Consider the following 16248-nt stretch of genomic DNA (forward strand, 5'->3'; position numbering starts at 1 on the left):
GTCCGGCCTTTCGGCTGTCTCGACCCTTTCGGCTGTCTCGACCCAGAGCGACGCCGACGGTACGACGGCTGCTCAGGCCCCCAGCTGGCGACGTACCTCGGCGGCCACCCGGCCACCCTCGGCCCGGCCGGCTACCGCGGCCTGGGCCGCCTTCATGGCCGGGCCCATCTGCCCCTTGCCGCTGAACCCACCCGCGGCGAGCGCCCCGCCGACCAGCTCGGCCAGCTCGGCGTCGGAGAGCTGCTTCGGCAGGTACCGCTCCAGTACCTCGCCCTCGGCGGTCTCCTTGGCCGCCTGCTCGGCCCGGCCGGCGTCGGCGAAGGCGGTCGCCGACTCGCGGCGCTTCTTCGCCTCCTTGGTCAGCACGGCCAGCACCTCGTCATCGGAGAGCTCCCGCTTGGCCTTGCCGGCGACCTCGGCGTTCCCGACAGCGGCCAGGGCCATCCGCAGGGTGGAGGTGGTCAACTCGTCGCGGGCCTTGAGGGCGGCCCGCATGTCGGTGGTCAGGCGGTCCTTAAGCGTGCTCATGTCCGGTGAAACTACCCTGATCCCCATGCGAAAGCGCACACTATTCCGGCTCGCGGCCTCCACCGCCGCCCTCGGCGCGGCCACCCTGGCGTACGCCTCACTCGTCGAACGCAACCTGTTCACCCTGCGCCGGTACGACGTGCCGGTGCTGCCGGCCGACGCCGAACCGCTGCGCATCCTGCACCTGTCCGACCTGCACATGACCCCCGGCCAGGAGCGCAAGCAGCGCTGGGTGGCCTCGCTGGTCGCCCTCGACCCGGACCTGGTGGTGGTCACCGGGGACAACATGGCCCACCCCGGAGCGGTGCCCGGGGTGCTGCGCGCCCTCCAGCCGCTGTTCGACTTCCCCGGCGTCTTCGTGTTCGGCTCCAACGACTACACCGGCCCGGTCTGGAAGAACCCGCTCAGCTACTTCCTGCCCGACCGGGAGTACCGGGAAGGCGTGGAGCTGCCGTACGAGGAGCTGCGCTCGGTGTTCACCGGAGCCGGCTGGGCCGACCTGAACAACGCCCGCACCACCGTCAAGGCCGGCGGCCGGATGATCGAGGTGGTCGGGGTGGACGACCCGCACATCGCCCGGGACGACTACGAATCCGTGGCCGGCCCGGTCGCCGAGACCGCCGACCTCGCCATCGCCCTGGCCCACTCCCCCGAGCCCCGCCTGCTGGACGAGATGGCCGCCGACGGCTTCGAACTGCTGCTGGCCGGACACACCCACGGCGGGCAGGTCTGCGTACCGGGGGTCGGGGCGCTGGTCACCAACTGCGAGCTGCCCCGGTCCATGGCGAAGGGCCTACACCGCTGGCCGGGCTCGGACGCCTGGCTGCACGTCTCCGCCGGACTCGGCACCCACCCCACCGCCCCGGTCCGGTTCGCCTGCCGCCCGGAGGCCAGCATCCTGACCCTGATCCCCCGCTGACCTGCCCCCGGACGGGGCGGGGGTACCGAGTTGGACCCCCGGGGCGGGTGGGCTAGTATTTGTCCGCACGCCTCGGGGTGTAGCGCAGCTTGGTAGCGCGCTTCGTTCGGGACGAAGAGGTCGTCGGTTCGAATCCGGCCACCCCGACCAGGTAAGAGGGCACATCCGATAGATGGATGTGCCCTCAGTGCATTCACGGCGGATTAGCGTCGGTTGGAGCAGGCTTCGCTTCCCCGGCGGCGGGGCAGCGGTCCTTCCGACCCGTCTGCGACGATCGCCACCGTGTCTAGGAGCCGGGCGGCCCTGCTCGTCGGAGGGTTCTTCGTAGTCGCGGCAACGGTGGTGAGTTGTTGCGCCCAGCGTCTGCGGGTCGTTCCGCCACGGTTGTCGACAGCCACGAGAACCAGCTGGGGGAACGAGGTCTGTCCCGAGTGCGGGCATTCACCGCAGGTCCATCCGACGCCGGACGGTGGGAGCCTGTCCATCTGCGCGGCCTGCATCCACGAGGAGGACGCTGGGTTACGCGATGTCGGGGCCATGTGCACGAGAGTCTTTCCCGACATCGTGGGCGGGTAGGGAGAGAACCTTCCACGTTCGCCTCTATAGCCCTACCGGCGATGCGCAGCTACTGCGGTTTCGGGGGTGGGGTGAGCCAGGTGAGGGGCTGTCCGGTGAGTGCGGCGTCGGCCAGGCGGTGCGCCGAGGTGGTCTTGAGTGCGGCGCGGGAACTGTCGATCCAGCGTTGGACGTTGTCGATGCCCTGGTGGCGGTACTCGACGGCTTGGACGAGGCATTCGAGTTTGTCGGCGTCACGGGCGACGATGGCCTCAAGGGTTTCGCCGGCTTCGTATTCCGCGACGGCGACGGTGATGGTGTCGGCGACGGTAGGTGGGCAGCCGGCGACCTGGTCTTCGGTGATGGTGGTGTTGGGCGCGGCGGTTAGGTAGCGCTTTGCTATGTGGGGAATGTCGGTGGTCCGGGTCTCCTGCGTGTCGTGCAGGACGCAGAGCATCGTCACCCGGGCGGGGTCGGCCCCTTCCATGGCGGCGAGGATCATCCCGATCAGAGCGGTGCGGTGGGAGTGCTCGGCGATGGACTCGGGGTGCTTGACCCCGGCGAACCACCAGCCGGTACGGGCGGCGCGTTTGAGAACGCCGGCCTCGAAGATGAACCTCATCGCGGCGTCGTGGTCGTCGCTCATCTGCCCGTCCCTGTGCCGGTGACTCCTTCTGCCCGAAGGCTGTAGACGATAGAGGTTAGTTCCTACCGGGACTGGGTGTGGTGCTCCCGGATGTGGTCACCGACCCGGCCTGCCCGATCAGGCCACGAACGGTCGGCGGCACATCGTGCGACCGATCATCTGACACTGACGGCCATACCAGGCAGCAGTGGCGGTCGTTACGGTGAAAGCCTGACCGATGTACCTTCCGTAGTGGCTGTTCACAGCCGAGAGCTGGAGCGCGTTCCTTCCTCCTACACCGGGAGCGTGGTCGTGTCGCACGTCGATCCGCGTTTCGGGGCTCAGTTACGGGCTCTTCGTGCCGACCGGGGTCTGTCGCTGCGGGCACTCGGGCAGCTCGCGCATCGGGGCAAGAGCCACCTGCACGACCTGGAGACCGGTGCCAAGGCTCCGACGCCCGAGACGGCCCGGCATCTCGATGATGTTCTTCAGGCCGGTGGTGTGCTCGTACGGCTCGTCGGGCAGCCGGTCGACCACCACGCCGAGGCCGACGACCTGGTTGCCCGGGTACGCGCCAGCGATGTGAGCGCCGAGACGCTGACCCGGATCGAGGCAGGTGTGGACGATCTGGCGAGCGCGTACGCGACCACGCGGCCGGTGGACCTGTTGCCGATGGTCCGGAGGCATCTGGCGTACGTGGGCCGGCTGCTCGACGGTCGGGGCACGCTGGCGCAGCGGCGGCGTCTGATCGTTGCCGGCGGCTGGTTGACCCTGCTACGGGCGACGGTGCATATCGACCTTCAACAGCGTTCGGCAGCCGGCGCGCACCTGATCGCGGCCGCCAAGCTCGCCGAGCACGGCGAACATCCGGAGATCCGGGCGTGGTGTCTGGAAACCCGGGCGTGGGACCGGCTCGTCCAGGGCGAGCACCGGCAGGCGGTCGATCTCTCTCAGCAGGCCCAGCGGGTGGCACCCCGGGGAAGCTCGGCGCATATCCAGGCCACCGCCCAGGAGGCGAGGGTATGGGCCCGGCTGGGTGACGTTCGGCGGACCCGCGACGCGCTGGACCGCCTGGACCGGTTGACCGCGAACCTGCCCGTGCCGGCGCGCGCCGAACACCATTACCGGTACGACCCGACGAAGGCGTTGGCGTACACGGCGACGACGCTGTCGTGGGCGGGCGACCCGGCTGCCGAGCAGGTTGCCCGGGTCGCGTTGACCGAGTTGGATCCGCACGGTGACGGGGGTGACCGGCCTCGGCGGTCTGCTTCTGCCCGCCTCGACCTGGCGCTGGCATTGGTCGCCGTCGGCCGGTTGGACGAAGCCAGCGCGGTTGCGGTCGAAGCAATCCGCTCCGGGCGGGTGGCCTCGTCGAACTGGTGGCGGGCCCGGGAGGTGCTCCGGCGGGTCGAGCAGACGGACGCGGCAGAGGCAGCTGCGCTGCGTGAGGTGTACGAGGCACACCGGCCCGCCTGACAGCGGACAACACACCCCACCAGCGGACACCAGCCGCCTTTCGGTAATCACCAGGTCACTCGATGCTGTGGTCGAGGGCGGGGCCGGCGCGAAGCGGCCGGCAACGGACATGGCCGTGACCCGCTCGGAGCCGGGCGCGGCGGTGTCGATCCTTCCCCGAACAGCACGCCGTCGCGCCCCTACCAGCGGAGGTGGGGATGGGCGACGATGCGGCGGCCGGGAGCCGAGGCGAGCAGATCCAGCAGGCGGAACGGGAAGCCGCGAAGCAACGCCTGCTCTCGTTGGCCGAGGCGGAGCGGATACCGGTCGAGGAGACCACCCGGGCTATCCCTGACCGGCGGTGGCGGCGACGTGCCGGGGACTGACCTGCCGATCGGTCGGCGGGTGGCGTACTGGCGGGGTCGGCGGAAACTGTCCCAGCAGATGTTCGCCGACCGGCTCGGCAAGTCGAAGAGCTGGGTGGACAAGGTCGAACGTGGTGTCCGGAAACTCGACAAGCTGTCCACGCTCCAGGAGATCGCCACCGTGCTGCGTATCGACCCGGCGGTCCTGCTGGGCCGGGATGTGCAGCCCGCCGAGGCGACCGGACGCACCGAGGGCGTCGATCGGATCCGGGCGGCGCTGTCCCGGTACGAGATCCCGCTCGGTAGGCCGGCGGGCCGCCGGCCGGTGTTGCCGGTGGACGGGATGCTCCGCGAGGTCGGGCATGCCTGGACGACGTTCCAGCATGCCCGCTACCAGCAGCTCGTCGGCCTGGCCCCGGGCCTGCTGACCGACGCGCAACGCACCCACGCCCACCAGCCCGGCCCTGGCCGGGTGCCGCTGGTCGAGGCGTACCGGATCGCCGCGTCGCTGCTGGTCAAGCTCGGCGACGCCGAGCTGGCCTGGCTGGCCGCCGACCGGGCGATGCTGCACGCCACCGGGGACCGCGAGCTGGTCGCCGCCGCAGCCGTGCAGCTCGGCCAGGTGTTGCGTGCCGCCGGCCGGGCCCGGGAGGCGCGGTCGGTGCTGCGGGTCGCCGCGTACCGGATCGCCCCACCGGTGATCGGGTACGGCACGGCGGCCGAGCTGTCGCTGTGCGGCACCCTGCTCGTCCAGGCCGCCCTGGCGGCGGCACAGGACGGGGACGAACCCTCCGCCGCCGAACTGATCGACGAGGCCGCCGAGCTGGCCGAACAGGTCGGGGACGGGCACGACCACTACCGGACCGGGTTCGGACCCGCCGCCGTCGAGCTGGCCCGCACCGCCGCTACCGTCGAATGCGGCGACGCCCGTGCCGCGATCGGCTGGCACGAGAAGGCGACCGGGCGGGCCGGCTGGCGGTGGCTGGCCGCCGAGCACCGGGCCGCGCACCTGCTCGACGCCGCCCGCGCCTACCTGCACGCCGACGACCCGGCGAGCGCCGCCCGGGTGCTGCTCGATGCCCAGCGCACCGCGCCCGCCGAGGTCCGGCACCGGCCCGTCGCCCGGGACCTTCTCGCCCAGCTCGCCGACGACCCGTACGCCCCGACCACGATCACGCAGCTGGCCGTCGCCCTGGGCGTGGGCTGACCGGTGACGGCACCGTTTCTGTCCCTGGCGCAGATCCGTAATCGGCTGATTCTCACCGCCCGTACCGTCCTCCGTCAGCACCGACCCGGCCCCGACGGCCGCTGTCGCGCGTGCCGTACCCCGGACTGCCGGGTGGCGACCGCTGCCCGCAACGTCCTCCGGGCGGCCGGCGAATCGCCGCAACGCATCGACCCGGACCGGGACGGCTCGCAACAGTCCGGGTGACCCTGGCCGGCACACCACAGGGCATGGTCACCCACCCGAGGTCTTGCGGAACTGCTCGATCATGGCGGCGTAGCTGTCGCCGCCGTGGCCTCCGGTCACCGCCCGCTCGGCGAGAACCTTGACGAACCTGGGGAGTTCGGCGTCGACGCCGAGGAACTCGGCCTCGTGGATGAGGTGGTCCATCGCCGCCACGTGGGTGTCGATGGTGGCGTCGAGGGCCGGGTACCTGCCGCTGTCGATCTGGTCCGCATAGCCGGTCAGCCAGTCGGCCACGGTCGCGATCCCCTTGCGTGCGGCCGGGGCGAATGCCGCGGCCGGCACGTGTGCCGTGCCGACCAGGGCTGCGCCGTGCAGGAAGCCGTTCAGCACGTTCCACATGATCGTCAGGATCGCCATGTCGTACAGCGATGACAGGGCGTGGTCGGCACCGAGGTACGTGGTGGTCCCGCCGAGGATGCGAAGGGTTGGCTCGTGCCTGTCGAACACCGGCCGCGGCCCGCTGTAGAACAGCAGGGTGTCAGCCGCGCCGATGCCCTGCGGGGTGGCAATGATCACGCCGTCGAGGTAGGAGATGCCCCGCCGTTCCGCCCACCGGGCGGTCTCCCGGGCCTGCTGGGAGGTGCCCGAGGTCAGGTTCACGAGCACCCGGCCCGCGAGGACGTCCGCGAGCGGGTCGAGCAGTTCGTGCACGACCTCGTAGTTGGAGACACAGACGACCACGAGAGGGCTGGCGGCGACGGCGTCGCGGGCCGAGGCCGCGAGGGTCGCGCCACGGGCGACGAGTGGTTCGGCCTTCGTCGCCGAGCGGTTCCACACGGTGGTCGGGCGTCCGTCCGCCAGGAACGCTCCGGCCAGCGCCTGGCCCATCAGTCCCAGGCCGAGGACCGTCACCGGAGCGTGGTCGGCGTCGGATTCCCGCGTCGGCGATTCCTGTACGGCATGCGTATCGGTCGATGAACTGGAAGGTTCAGTCATGGCCGTAGCATCGACCTTCACACCGATATGAATGTCAAGGAGGAGCACAGGTGTTGATCGGGGAGCTGAGTCGCCGGACCGGAGTGGGTGCATACCTGCTGCGCTACTACGAGGCCCAGGGCCTGCTCCAGCCCGGCCGCAGCGCGAACGGCTACCGCGAGTACACCGACGAAGACATCCTGGCCGTGACTCAGATCAGAGGGTTGCTGGAAGCCGGACTCTCCACCGAGGACATCGCCTACCTGCAGCCCTGCGCCACCGGCACGGCCCCGGACCTGGAGCCCTGCCCGGAACTTCTGACCAGCCTGCGGGCCCGGCTGCACGAGCTGGACGAACGCATCGACACGCTCACCCGGTCCCGCCGGGCCCTGCACGACTACATCGACAACACGGAACGACGTACGTCACCGCAACGCCGGCCGTGCGATGCCACCGCGCCGGAGCCGCCCGGTACGGCCGCCGTCGGCGGGCGTCGGGGTCGGATGCCAGGCGACAGCGCGCGGCAGGCCCCTTGAGATGCCGGACGCCATTCACTAGCTTCGATCACGGCACCACGATCAGGTAGCAGCTTCGAAATTCAGGAGTGTGACGCCATCGCACACATCGATCTAGGGGTGGACGAGACCGAGTTCCCCGGCATCCGGGGGCCGCTGCGGTTCCGGCCGGAGACCGCCCGACCGTTGCTCGAACTGGTCGAGGTGCTGCTGCGCGGCCCGCACCCGCTCACCCCCGGCGAACGGGAACTGATCGCCGCCTACGTCTCCGGCCGCAACGAGTGCACCTACTGCTGTGCGGCGCACTCGGCGTACGCGGCGGCACAGCTCGACGAGGGCATGACCCTGGTCGACCAGGTCCGCGCCGACCTGGACAGCGCCCCGGTCCCGGCGAAGCTGCGCGCCCTGCTGCGCATCGCCGGAGCCGTCCAGGTCAGTGGCCGCGAGGTCACCCCCGAGCTGGTCAAGGCCGCCCGCGCCGAGGGCGCCACCGACCTGGAGATCCACGACACGGTACTGATCGCGGCGGCGTTCTGCATGTTCAACCGGTACGTCGACGGGCTGGGCACGCTGCCGGCGGCCGACCCCGGCTGGTACGCGCAGGCGTCCGAGCGGATCGTCACCGCCGGCTACCGCCAGGTGGTCTGACGGGTACGGGTGGGTGGGTGCCGGCGATCGGTCACCCACCCACCCGGCCACGGGCCGAGTCAGACCGTCAGAGGGTCAGCACGACGGTGGAGATGCTGCGGGCACCGACGTTGACGCTGACCTGTCCGCCGTTCACGCTGGTCGGCTGGCTCGCCGCGCTGGCGTTCTGCGAGGTCAGGTAGTACTCCGCCTTGGTGACGTTCTGCGGCACCTGGATGACGGCGTTGTTCACCGCGCTGGTCGACCGGTTCAGGATGACCAGCGTGATCTTCCCGTCGCCCTGGTAGGCGGTCACCTCCAGCGGCGACGCCTTGGAGCTCTTGGTCAGGGCGACCCGCTGGTACCCGGGCCGGACGTACTTGGCGTACTGCGAGAACGCGTACCCGCGCTTCAGCGGTGCCCCGGCGGTGGTGCCGTAGGCCGCCTCGCCGTCACCGATGAACGAGTAGTAGCGCTTGCCGTACCACCAGATGTAGGCGCCCCAGTTCGACTCCATCGACTTGTGCACGGTACGCATGATGTCGTCGAGCGTCTCGTTCCAGACCGTCTGGTTGCTGGGGTTGCCCCAGATGTTGGAGCCGCTGCCGTCGGCCTCGTGCAGGTTCCACTCGGTCATCCACACCGGCTTGTTGTGCTGCTGGGCCAGGGTGTACGGCTTCAGCCGGCCGGACGCCTCGGTGCCGTACAGGTGGCCGCCGATGTAGCCGATGTTGTTCCGGGCGCTGGCGTCGTTCAGCGTCGGGTCGGTGTAGCTGTAGTTGAGGTTCACCGCCTCGGCGACCATGAGCTTGGTGTTCTGCACCTTCGCGCCCTGCTCCCGGACGAAGGTCTGTAGCTCCGTGCCGCTCCAGTCCATCGAGTCGTAGTCCGGGTGCCAGTCCGGCTCGTTCTGCACCGAGGTGACGTCGACCGTCACCCCCTGGTTGCGCATGTACTGCACGTAGCTGTTCAGGTGGAGGGCATAGTCGTCGTAGTACTCGGGGCGCAGCTTGCCGCCGTTGATCCGGCTGTTGTTGGTCTTCCAGGCCGCCGGTGCCGTCCACGGCGAGGCGAGGATCTTCACCCCGGACCCGTACGACTTGGCCGTCTTCAGCGAGTTCACGTGGGTCGACCACTCACTGGAGACCGGCGACAGGCCGGTCCGCACGATGGACAGACCCAACTGGTTGGGGCCCATCCCGACCAGGGTCTGGGTGTCGGTCGTCGACCAGGAGCTACCCCAGATCGACTGGGCCGCCCCGAACCCGTCGATGGTCTGGTACCGGGTGGCGCTGTTCACCGTGATGTCCGCTGCCGCGTTCGGCGGCGGCGTGGTGGGCGGGGGCGTGGTGGGCGGGGGCGTGGTCGGCGGCGGGGTGGTGGGGCCGGTGGTCGGCGCGACCCCGCCGGTGCAGGTCACCCCGTTCAGCGCGAAGCTGGTCGGGGCGGGGTTGCTGCCGCTCCACGAGGCGTTGAAGCCGAACGAGGTGGAGCCGTTGGTCGGGATGGCCCCGTTGTAGCTGACGTTCCTGGCGGTGACCGCGGCACCGCTCTGGGTCACCGTCGCGTTCCAGGCTTCCGCGACCCGCTGGCCGGCGCTGTAGGACCAGGTCAGCGTCCAACTGGAGACCGGGTCACCGAGGTTGGTGATGGCGACGTTGGCACCGAAGCCGCCCTGCCACTCGGACGACACGGCGTAGGTCACCGAGCAGCCGGCAGCCGCCGCTCCGGCCGGCAACGCCCCGGCGACCGCGGCCGAGCCCAGCAGCATGGCACCGGCCGACACCACGGCGGTGTTCACTCTGAGTCTTTTCATGGCACTTCTCCTGAGGTGGGGGATGCGACCGCCGCCCCGGTGGGGGTGTCCCGTGTCCGGGCGCGCCGGTGGCCGCGTCAGGCGGACCTTGGAGCGCCCCAAGGGCCCGACGAACAGGGGTGGTGGTGGAGGAACGCCGGCACGTCGTGTCCCCCGACGGGGCCAGGAGAGGGATCCCGACACCGTCCGACGGCCGGATCCCGGCCGTCGGCGCGCTGGTGCGCCTGCCCGGCACTGGCGGGAGTCTGCCCCCGAGCCGGCGATGTTAACGCTCACAACGATGCCGGGCCGAAAACCTGCCCGTCGGCGCGGTGGCACGGCGGGCGGGAACGACGACAGCAGCAGGTGAACGTGGTTCAGCGGAGCCGCACGGTGCCCTTCCGTGTCGGCCGGACCGGTGACACCGGCCCGCTCCGCCGCTCATCGCAGCACGCAGGCGAGTTCCGCACAGCGAGCGCACGAATCCCTCTCTGGTCGCCACGACCGTAGTCCCGCCCGCTCAGAACTGTCAACGCCTGTCGATGCGTTGCCGCTGACGCGACCAGGGGGCGCGTCCGGTCGACCGGACGCGCCCCCTGGTGTCGAACGCCTACCTCACTCCGGCTCGACCGGCATCCACAGCTCGCAGGTCGCGGTGCTGAAGTCGTCCGCTCGGTCCAGGACCGCGACGATCGACGGGCCGGGCCGCAGCCGCCACGGGTTGGACGGGAACCACTCGGTGGCGGTCGCCGCCCAGGTGTCCTGGAGCAGCTGCGGGTACGGTCCACTCGTCCGGAAGACCGCCCACCTGCCGGCCGGCACCTCGATGGCGTCAAGGTCGTCGGGGGCCGGGGTGCCCCCGGCCAGGGCCACCCCGTGCAGGTAGGTCAGTTCGGTGCCCTCGGTGGCCTCCGGGTCGACGTCGTCGGTGACCTGGAGCAGGCCCTGCGGTTCGGTGTCCCCGAGGCCCTTGAGCCGCAGATGCTCCTCCGGAGGCAGCGCGGCGATGTGCCGTTGGATGTGCGGGTTGACGCCCCGGTGGATCAGCGGGACGCGGGCGGCGTGCCCGACGAGCCGGAACGCGGGGCGGTCGACGATGCGGGTGTCCATGGGGATGCTCCCTTCGACGGTCAGGCGGAACCTGATCTGCGGTTGGCTACGGAGGGGGCCACCGTCCCGGCGTACGTCACCGGGGCTGACACCGTGCACGGCCCGGAACGCCCGCCCGAACGCCTCGGTCGAGCCGTACCCGTGCCGGACGGCGATGGTCAGCAGCCCGTCCTCGCCCCGCACCACGTCGGCGGCGGCGACGGTCATCCGACGTCGGCGTACGTACTCCGACAGCGACATGCCCGCCAGGGACGAGAACATCCGGCGCAGGTGGTACTCGGTGGTACCGAGCATCCTGGCCACCCGGGCCACGTCGACCTCGTCGGTGAGCTGCTCCTCGACGAATTCGACCAGCCGGTTGAGTGCCGAGATCACAGTGGCCTCCTTCCGGTGCCAACTCTGGTCGAGGGCACCCCCGCCCCGCCCGACCGCTGTGGCCCGATCCGGTCGGTTGGCCGGCGGACCCGTCCCGTACCGCGCGGCCCGATCCGGTCGGCCGGCCGACGCCAAAGTTCCGGCCGGGTCCGGAGTGGAGATCATCTGACACGATCGGGACCCATGCATCCCTTTCAGCACTTTCTTCTCGACGGATTCAACCAGGTGGCCGCGGACACCTGGGCCGACGACGAGCGGACCCTGATCCAGCCGGTCTTCTTCAACCTGGTCCCCGACCTGCCCACCGCGCTGACCGAGCTGACCGAGCTGCGCCGGGGGATGGCGAAGATGGCGGCGGCCCAGGGCGGCGCGCTGATCGAGGCGGAGGTGGTACCGGTCGGCGGCCAGCCGGCACTCCGCCAGGTCATCAAGGTCAAGCTGCCCGGCCAGCCCACCGGTCAGGCGTTCCTGGGCAGCTACATCGTGCCGAAGGCGGCGTGCAGCGCGGTGCTGCGGGTGCAGGCCGCCGAGAGCGGACCGACCGGCGTCCGGGAGGCGACGGTGATGGCCCGGGTCGGCCCGCCGAACTACTTCCGACCCCACCCGTACGGGCCGGAGGGCGAGGGTGGCCTGCCGTCGCACGTCGCCGACGATCCGGCGTACGACCAGCAGTTCCCCCGACACCCGCTGACCCGGGTCCGCCGGGTGCTGGCCCAGCTCGCCCGGCAGGTCGAGCTGCACCCCGCCTTCACCGCGCTGCCGCCGTTCACCCGCTGAGCCCCCACCGCCGTACCCGCTGTACCGCACGCACCGCCGTGCCGGCACCGGCCACCGCCGGCGTACCGTGAGGAACGTCGATCGATGGCGACCACGGTGGAGGCCGGATGGCGAGGGTCCTGGTGTCGTCGTTGCCGTTCGCCGGGCACGTGGGGCCGACCTCGGCGGTCGCCGCCGAGCTGGTCCGACGCGGCCACCGGGTGGTCGCGTACACCGGCACGAAGTACCACGGACGGTTCCTCGCCGTCGGGGCCGAATGGCTGCCCTGGCGGCGGGCCCGGGACTTCGACGACGCCCGGCTGGCCGCCACGTTCCCGGGCCTCGGCGGCGGCAAGGGGCTGCGGGGCGCCTGGCGGCACAGTGCCCGGGTGTTCCTCGGCACCGCCGCCGGTCAGGCCGCCGACCTGCTCGACGCGGCCCGGCGGCAACCGTTCGACCTGGTGGTCACCGACCAGCTCGCCTTCGGGGCGGCGCTGGCCGCCGAGGCGCTCGACGTGCCCTGGGCGTCGGTGGCGGTGACGCCGCTGACCCTGCCCGGCCGGCACCTGCCACCCCCGGGGCTGTCCCCGGCGGCCGGCCCGGTCGGCCGGGTCCGGGACGCGGTGCTCCGGCCGCCCGCCGGGGCGGTCCAGCGCCGGCTGGCCACTCCCCGGGTGAACCGGGTACGCGCCGCCGCCGGCCTCGGCCCTCGGACGGTGGCCGCGCTGGAGGACTGCTACTCCCCGTACCTGGTCGTGGCGCAGGGCGTGCCGGCGTTGGAGTTCGACCGTCCCGACCTGCCGGCGCACGTGCGGTTCGTGGGGCGGCTCGCACCACCGGCCCGGTCGACGGTGCCGCTGCCCGACTGGTGGCCGGAGCTGGTGGCGGCGCGGGCGGACGGTCGGCCGGTGGTGCACGTCACCCAGGGCACGCTCGACAACGATCCGGACGACCTGCTGCGGCCGGCCGTCGCCGGGCTGGCCGGTACCGCGCCGCTGGTGCTCTGCGCCACCGGGGGTCCGGCACCGTCGGTGCTCGGCCCGCTGCCGGACAACGTACGGGTGGCGGCCTTCCTGCCGTACGACCGGCTGCTGCCGCTGGTCGACGTGATGGTCACCAACGGCGGTTGGGGTGGCACGCTGGGCGGCCTGGCGGCCGGCGTACCCCTGGTGGTGGCCGGGAGGTCACTGGACAAACCGGACGTCGCCCGGCGGGTGGCCTGGTCCGGTGCCGGCCTCGACCTGCGCACCGACCGGCCCGGTCCGACGCGGATCCGGCGGGCGGTGCAGCGGGTGCTCGCCGGGCCGGGGTTCCGGCGCCGGGCCGGTGAGCTGGCCGTGGCGCTGACCGGGGCCGGTGGCGCGGGCCGGGCCGCCGACCGGATCGAGGCCCTGCTGGACCGGTGAAACGGGAACGGACCCCGGAGCGGGTGCTCCGAGGTCCGTTCCGCCGGCCCATCGGGCGGCCGGGTCAAATCCGTGCGCCGGCCGGGGGGCCGGGGTGGTGCGGGACGGGAAACCGTCAGGCGACCGAGATCCGGTCGAGGGCCGGCGCGGCGACCGGCGAGTTCCCCTTGAGGTACCCGATCAGGCCGTCCAGGTCGATCATGCCGGTGACCCGGTTGGTGCCCTGCGTCAGCACCGAGAAGCCGTCGCCACCGCCGGCCAGGAAGCTGTTCACCGTGATCCGGTAGGTGGCGGTGGCGGTGACCGCGGTCCCGCCGATGGTGAGGCTGCCCGGCACGACCCGGCTGCCCGCGCACGGGTCGCCGGCCGGCGCGGTGGTCCCGGCCGGGTTCACCGTGTAGCGGACCGTGTCGGACGGGTAGAGCGTGCGGCCCACCGTGAACTGCTGCTCCAGCAGGCAGTAGAGCTGCGCGCCGGTCACGTCCAGGGTGGTCAGGTTGTTGGCGAACGGCTGGACGGTGAACGCCTCCTCGTAGGTGACGTCACCGGCGTCGAGGTCGGCGCGGACGCCGCCCGGGTTCATGAACGCGGCGACCGCGTTCTGCTCGGTGTCGGTGGCGTCGAGCTGCGCGTCGGCGATCACGTTGCCCATGGTCGACTCGCCCAGCGTCGTCCCGTAGAGGGTCTCCTGGGCCCGGGTCAGCGGGCCGGCGGTGCTGCCGACGATGACGCCGGCGACCGGGCCGAGCACCTCCTTGTAGCGGGCGATCAGCGCGGTCTGCTTCGGGTCCTTGGTGACGTCCCGGGTGACCACGACGTTCTCGGCCTGCATGCTCAGCACGTCACCGGTCCGACGGTCGATCTTCAGGTCGATGTCGGTGACCAGGCGGCCGAACGAGCTGGCGCTGGTGACCAGCTTGCCGGCCACCTCGCAGTTGTACGCCTGGTGGGTGTGCCCGCTGACGATCACGTCGATGGACGGGTCCATCCGCTCGGCGATGTCCACCACCGGGCCGGTGAAGTCGACGCAGTCGTTGATGCCGCCGGCACCGGCCTGGTTGCCGCCCTCGTGCAGCAGCACCACGATGGTCTCGACGCCCTTGCGGCGCAGCTCACGGGCGTACCGGTTGGCGGTGACGGCCTCGTCGGTGAACTCCAGGCCGGCGACGCCCTCCTGGCTGACGATGTCCGGGGTGCCCTCCAGGGTCATCCCGATGAAGCCGATCTTGACGCCGTCGACCTTGTGGATGGCGTACGGCGGCAGCAACGGCCGGCCGTTCGAGGTCTTGAAGGCGTTGGCCGACAGGTACTGGAAGCCGGCGCCCTTGAACGGGGTGCCGTCGGCGCAGCCGTCGACCGGGTGGCAGCCGCCGTTCTGCATCCGGAGCAGCTCGGCGGGGCCCTCGTCGAACTCGTGGTTGCCGACGGCGGCGTAGTCCAGCCCGGCCAGCGACAGCGACTCGATCGTCGGCTCGTCGTGGAACGCGGCGGAGAGCAGCGGCGACGCGCCGATCAGGTCACCGGCGGCGACGGTGATGGTGTTCTTCTTCTTCGACTCCTCGCGCAACTGCTTGAGGTAGGTGGCCAGGTACTCGGCTCCACCGGCGGTCTGCCCGGCGATGGTGCCGCTGGAGCCGGACGGCGGCTCGAGGTTGCCGTGGAAGTCGTTGAGGGCGAGCAGCTTTACGTCGACCGGCTTCGGCCCGGGCCGGTGGGCCTGGGAGGGGGTCGCGGCGACCGCGCTCAACGCGGCCGCGGTGAGGATGGCCAGACCGAGGGCGGTCCGGCGGCGCATCCCGGAGACGGACATGGAACTCCTCGTGAGGGTCGGTGCGTGGGGTGTCCGGGCGATGAGTAGCCCGGCCCCTGAGCCGTACCGTTGCAGGGATCGATCGCAGGTCACGGCGTTGACGGCGCGGCCTGTCGCCCGACAGCCTCTCATCCCGGCCGCGATCGGTCGACTGGACGAGTACACCCGAGCTGGGCATACGACCGGCCACCTCCACCGGTCGGCTGGACGATTCCGACGTTACGGGCGGGTGACGTCCGGGAGTCCCTCCAGCCGGGCCGGCGCACCACGAGGGCCGCCGCGCCGGCCGCCTGTCCGAGCCGCCGCGCCGGCCTCCCGTCAGAGCCGGCGCGGCGGTGGCTTCCGGTCGGTCAGCGGTACGCGTAGTTGCCGCCCGACCCCCGGTACGGCGGGGCCGGGTTCCCGACGACAGGGTCACCGTTGTCGTCGAGCTGGCTGAACTCGCCGCTGTCCCCCCGGTCGCGGCGGTCCATGTCGCACAGCGCCCAGCGCCCCGCCGAAGGGAAGCGCCGGTTGATGGGAAGGTTCTCGCCGTTCAGGCTGGTGTTCACGATTCCCCCACATTCCGAGAGCCGGCGGCGAAGCCGTCGGCACGGGTTCCCACGTTTCCGTGAGAATGCCTGAGGCTATCGATGGTGATACCACTTGTGACTGTCGAGAAAGCTGCACGGGCAAGTAACAACTGCCCGGTTGATCAACCACAACCGAACGGCCCATGCGCCTCAGGCGATCGGCGCATGCCTATGCACTGAGGGTGATGGAGCAGGTCGGCCCGGGTGAGCACGGCCAGATGGGGTCCACCGGGCCCGGAGAGAGCGGTCGGCGGTAACTGCTACCGCACCTCCACCGCCGTGCCGCCGGTTCGTCACCGGGCGAGCCGGGACCAGTCGACAAGGGATCCCGAGAAATTGCGCAGGTAGCCGGCCTCTCCGCCGTTGTTCCCCGATGTGGCGGCCCGACCGCCGGTACCGATGGGTGGAGCTGAACGTGTCCTTCTTGGTGTGCAGATAGACACCCGCTA

15 protein-coding genes and 1 tRNA gene are annotated in these 16248 nt (G+C 71.3%); 9 read left to right on the forward strand and 7 right to left on the reverse strand.

The window, feature by feature from the left end; all coding sequences use genetic code 11:
- Nucleotides 1-72: 72 nt before the first annotated feature.
- On the reverse strand, nucleotides 73-528 hold the full coding sequence (locus PVK37_RS04720; protein ID WP_275032497.1) for a GatB/YqeY domain-containing protein: 456 nt from the start codon (nucleotides 526-528) through the stop codon (nucleotides 73-75).
- A 25-nt stretch (nucleotides 529-553) separates the two neighbouring features.
- Here PVK37_RS04720 and PVK37_RS04725 point away from each other — a divergent pair, with 25 nt between their 5' ends.
- Both PVK37_RS04725 and PVK37_RS04730 read left to right on the forward strand, forming a co-directional pair.
- Nucleotides 554-1447: a metallophosphoesterase gene (locus PVK37_RS04725; protein ID WP_275032498.1), complete on the forward strand. Its 894-nt coding sequence runs from the start codon at nucleotides 554-556 to the stop codon at nucleotides 1445-1447.
- Nucleotides 1448-1520: 73 nt separating this feature from the next.
- Nucleotides 1521-1597: transfer RNA gene (locus PVK37_RS04730), tRNA-Pro, on the forward strand.
- Between the two features lie 475 nt (nucleotides 1598-2072).
- On the opposite strand, the gene PVK37_RS04735 is transcribed toward PVK37_RS04730, so the two are convergent.
- The gene (locus PVK37_RS04735) at nucleotides 2073-2648 is read right to left on the reverse strand and encodes an HD domain-containing protein (RefSeq protein ID WP_275032499.1); all 576 of its coding nucleotides are present in this window, start codon (nucleotides 2646-2648) and stop codon (nucleotides 2073-2075) included.
- A 90-nt stretch (nucleotides 2649-2738) separates the two neighbouring features.
- Between PVK37_RS04735 and PVK37_RS04740 the strand changes: the two genes are divergently transcribed.
- From PVK37_RS04740 to PVK37_RS04750, 3 genes are all read left to right on the forward strand, one after another.
- Nucleotides 2739-4103, forward strand: a complete 1365-nt coding sequence (locus PVK37_RS04740) for a helix-turn-helix domain-containing protein (protein WP_423791001.1) — start codon at nucleotides 2739-2741, stop codon at nucleotides 4101-4103.
- A gap of 197 nt (nucleotides 4104-4300) precedes the next feature.
- On the forward strand, nucleotides 4301-4468 hold the full coding sequence (locus PVK37_RS04745; RefSeq protein WP_275032500.1) for a hypothetical protein: 168 nt from the start codon (nucleotides 4301-4303) through the stop codon (nucleotides 4466-4468).
- Nucleotides 4455-5654 (forward strand): helix-turn-helix domain-containing protein, encoded by a 1200-nt coding sequence (locus tag PVK37_RS04750; protein WP_275032501.1) that lies wholly within the window; start codon nucleotides 4455-4457, stop codon nucleotides 5652-5654. Before PVK37_RS04745 ends, PVK37_RS04750 begins: the two co-directional genes overlap by 14 nt.
- A gap of 252 nt (nucleotides 5655-5906) precedes the next feature.
- On the opposite strand, the gene PVK37_RS04755 is transcribed toward PVK37_RS04750, so the two are convergent.
- Nucleotides 5907-6770 carry an NAD(P)-dependent oxidoreductase gene (locus tag PVK37_RS04755; RefSeq protein ID WP_275032502.1) on the reverse strand — a complete coding sequence of 288 codons (864 nt, stop codon included), beginning with the start codon at nucleotides 6768-6770 and terminating at the stop codon, nucleotides 5907-5909.
- A gap of 134 nt (nucleotides 6771-6904) precedes the next feature.
- Here PVK37_RS04755 and PVK37_RS04760 point away from each other — a divergent pair, with 134 nt between their 5' ends.
- Entirely contained in the window at nucleotides 6905-7369 is a 465-nt protein-coding gene (locus PVK37_RS04760) for a MerR family transcriptional regulator (RefSeq protein ID WP_275032503.1), read from the forward strand.
- 78 nt (nucleotides 7370-7447) lie between these two features.
- Nucleotides 7448-7996 (forward strand): carboxymuconolactone decarboxylase family protein, encoded by a 549-nt coding sequence (locus tag PVK37_RS04765; RefSeq protein ID WP_275034960.1) that lies wholly within the window; start codon nucleotides 7448-7450, stop codon nucleotides 7994-7996.
- 67 nt (nucleotides 7997-8063) lie between these two features.
- On the opposite strand, the gene PVK37_RS04770 is transcribed toward PVK37_RS04765, so the two are convergent.
- A complete protein-coding gene (locus PVK37_RS04770; RefSeq protein WP_275032504.1) occupies nucleotides 8064-9791 on the reverse strand; it encodes a cellulose binding domain-containing protein in 1728 nt (575 codons plus the stop codon).
- 594 nt (nucleotides 9792-10385) lie between these two features.
- Nucleotides 10386-11255 carry an AraC family transcriptional regulator gene (locus PVK37_RS04775; RefSeq protein ID WP_275032506.1) on the reverse strand — a complete coding sequence of 290 codons (870 nt, stop codon included), beginning with the start codon at nucleotides 11253-11255 and terminating at the stop codon, nucleotides 10386-10388.
- Nucleotides 11256-11438: 183 nt separating this feature from the next.
- Between PVK37_RS04775 and PVK37_RS04780 the strand changes: the two genes are divergently transcribed.
- Both PVK37_RS04780 and PVK37_RS04785 read left to right on the forward strand, forming a co-directional pair.
- Complete coding sequence (locus PVK37_RS04780) at nucleotides 11439-12032, forward strand: hypothetical protein (RefSeq protein WP_275032508.1); 594 nt, start codon at nucleotides 11439-11441, stop codon at nucleotides 12030-12032.
- A gap of 107 nt (nucleotides 12033-12139) precedes the next feature.
- Nucleotides 12140-13417: a glycosyltransferase gene (locus PVK37_RS04785; protein ID WP_275032509.1), complete on the forward strand. Its 1278-nt coding sequence runs from the start codon at nucleotides 12140-12142 to the stop codon at nucleotides 13415-13417.
- Between the two features lie 115 nt (nucleotides 13418-13532).
- Here the strand turns inward: PVK37_RS04785 and PVK37_RS04790 are convergent, their stop codons facing one another.
- Together PVK37_RS04790 and PVK37_RS04795 are read right to left on the reverse strand one after the other, a co-directional pair.
- On the reverse strand, nucleotides 13533-15227 hold the full coding sequence (locus PVK37_RS04790) for a bifunctional metallophosphatase/5'-nucleotidase (protein WP_275032512.1): 1695 nt from the start codon (nucleotides 15225-15227) through the stop codon (nucleotides 13533-13535).
- Nucleotides 15228-15577: 350 nt separating this feature from the next.
- The gene (locus PVK37_RS04795) at nucleotides 15578-15778 is read right to left on the reverse strand and encodes a hypothetical protein (protein ID WP_275032513.1); all 201 of its coding nucleotides are present in this window, start codon (nucleotides 15776-15778) and stop codon (nucleotides 15578-15580) included.
- Between the last annotated feature and the right edge of the window lie 470 nt (nucleotides 15779-16248).

The organism is Micromonospora cathayae, assembly GCF_028993575.1.
GTDB lineage: Bacteria > Actinomycetota > Actinomycetes > Mycobacteriales > Micromonosporaceae > Micromonospora > Micromonospora cathayae.

Bases quoted from the DNA above. Each gene is read 5' to 3' on its own strand.
- PVK37_RS04740 (WP_423791001.1), top strand. From the start codon at position 2,739: ATGTGGTCACCGACCCGGCCTGCCCGATCAGGCCACGAACGGTCGGCG.
- PVK37_RS04780 (WP_275032508.1), top strand. From the start codon at position 11,439: ATGCATCCCTTTCAGCACTTTCTTCTCGACGGATTCAACCAGGTGGCC.
- PVK37_RS04720 (WP_275032497.1), bottom strand. From the start codon at position 528: ATGAGCACGCTTAAGGACCGCCTGACCACCGACATGCGGGCCGCCCTC.
- PVK37_RS04735 (WP_275032499.1), bottom strand. From the start codon at position 2,648: ATGAGCGACGACCACGACGCCGCGATGAGGTTCATCTTCGAGGCCGGC.
- PVK37_RS04790 (WP_275032512.1), bottom strand. From the start codon at position 15,227: ATGTCCGTCTCCGGGATGCGCCGCCGGACCGCCCTCGGTCTGGCCATC.
- PVK37_RS04745 (WP_275032500.1), top strand. From the start codon at position 4,301: ATGGGCGACGATGCGGCGGCCGGGAGCCGAGGCGAGCAGATCCAGCAG.
- PVK37_RS04725 (WP_275032498.1), top strand. From the start codon at position 554: ATGCGAAAGCGCACACTATTCCGGCTCGCGGCCTCCACCGCCGCCCTC.
- PVK37_RS04785 (WP_275032509.1), top strand. From the start codon at position 12,140: ATGGCGAGGGTCCTGGTGTCGTCGTTGCCGTTCGCCGGGCACGTGGGG.
- PVK37_RS04770 (WP_275032504.1), bottom strand. From the start codon at position 9,791: ATGAAAAGACTCAGAGTGAACACCGCCGTGGTGTCGGCCGGTGCCATG.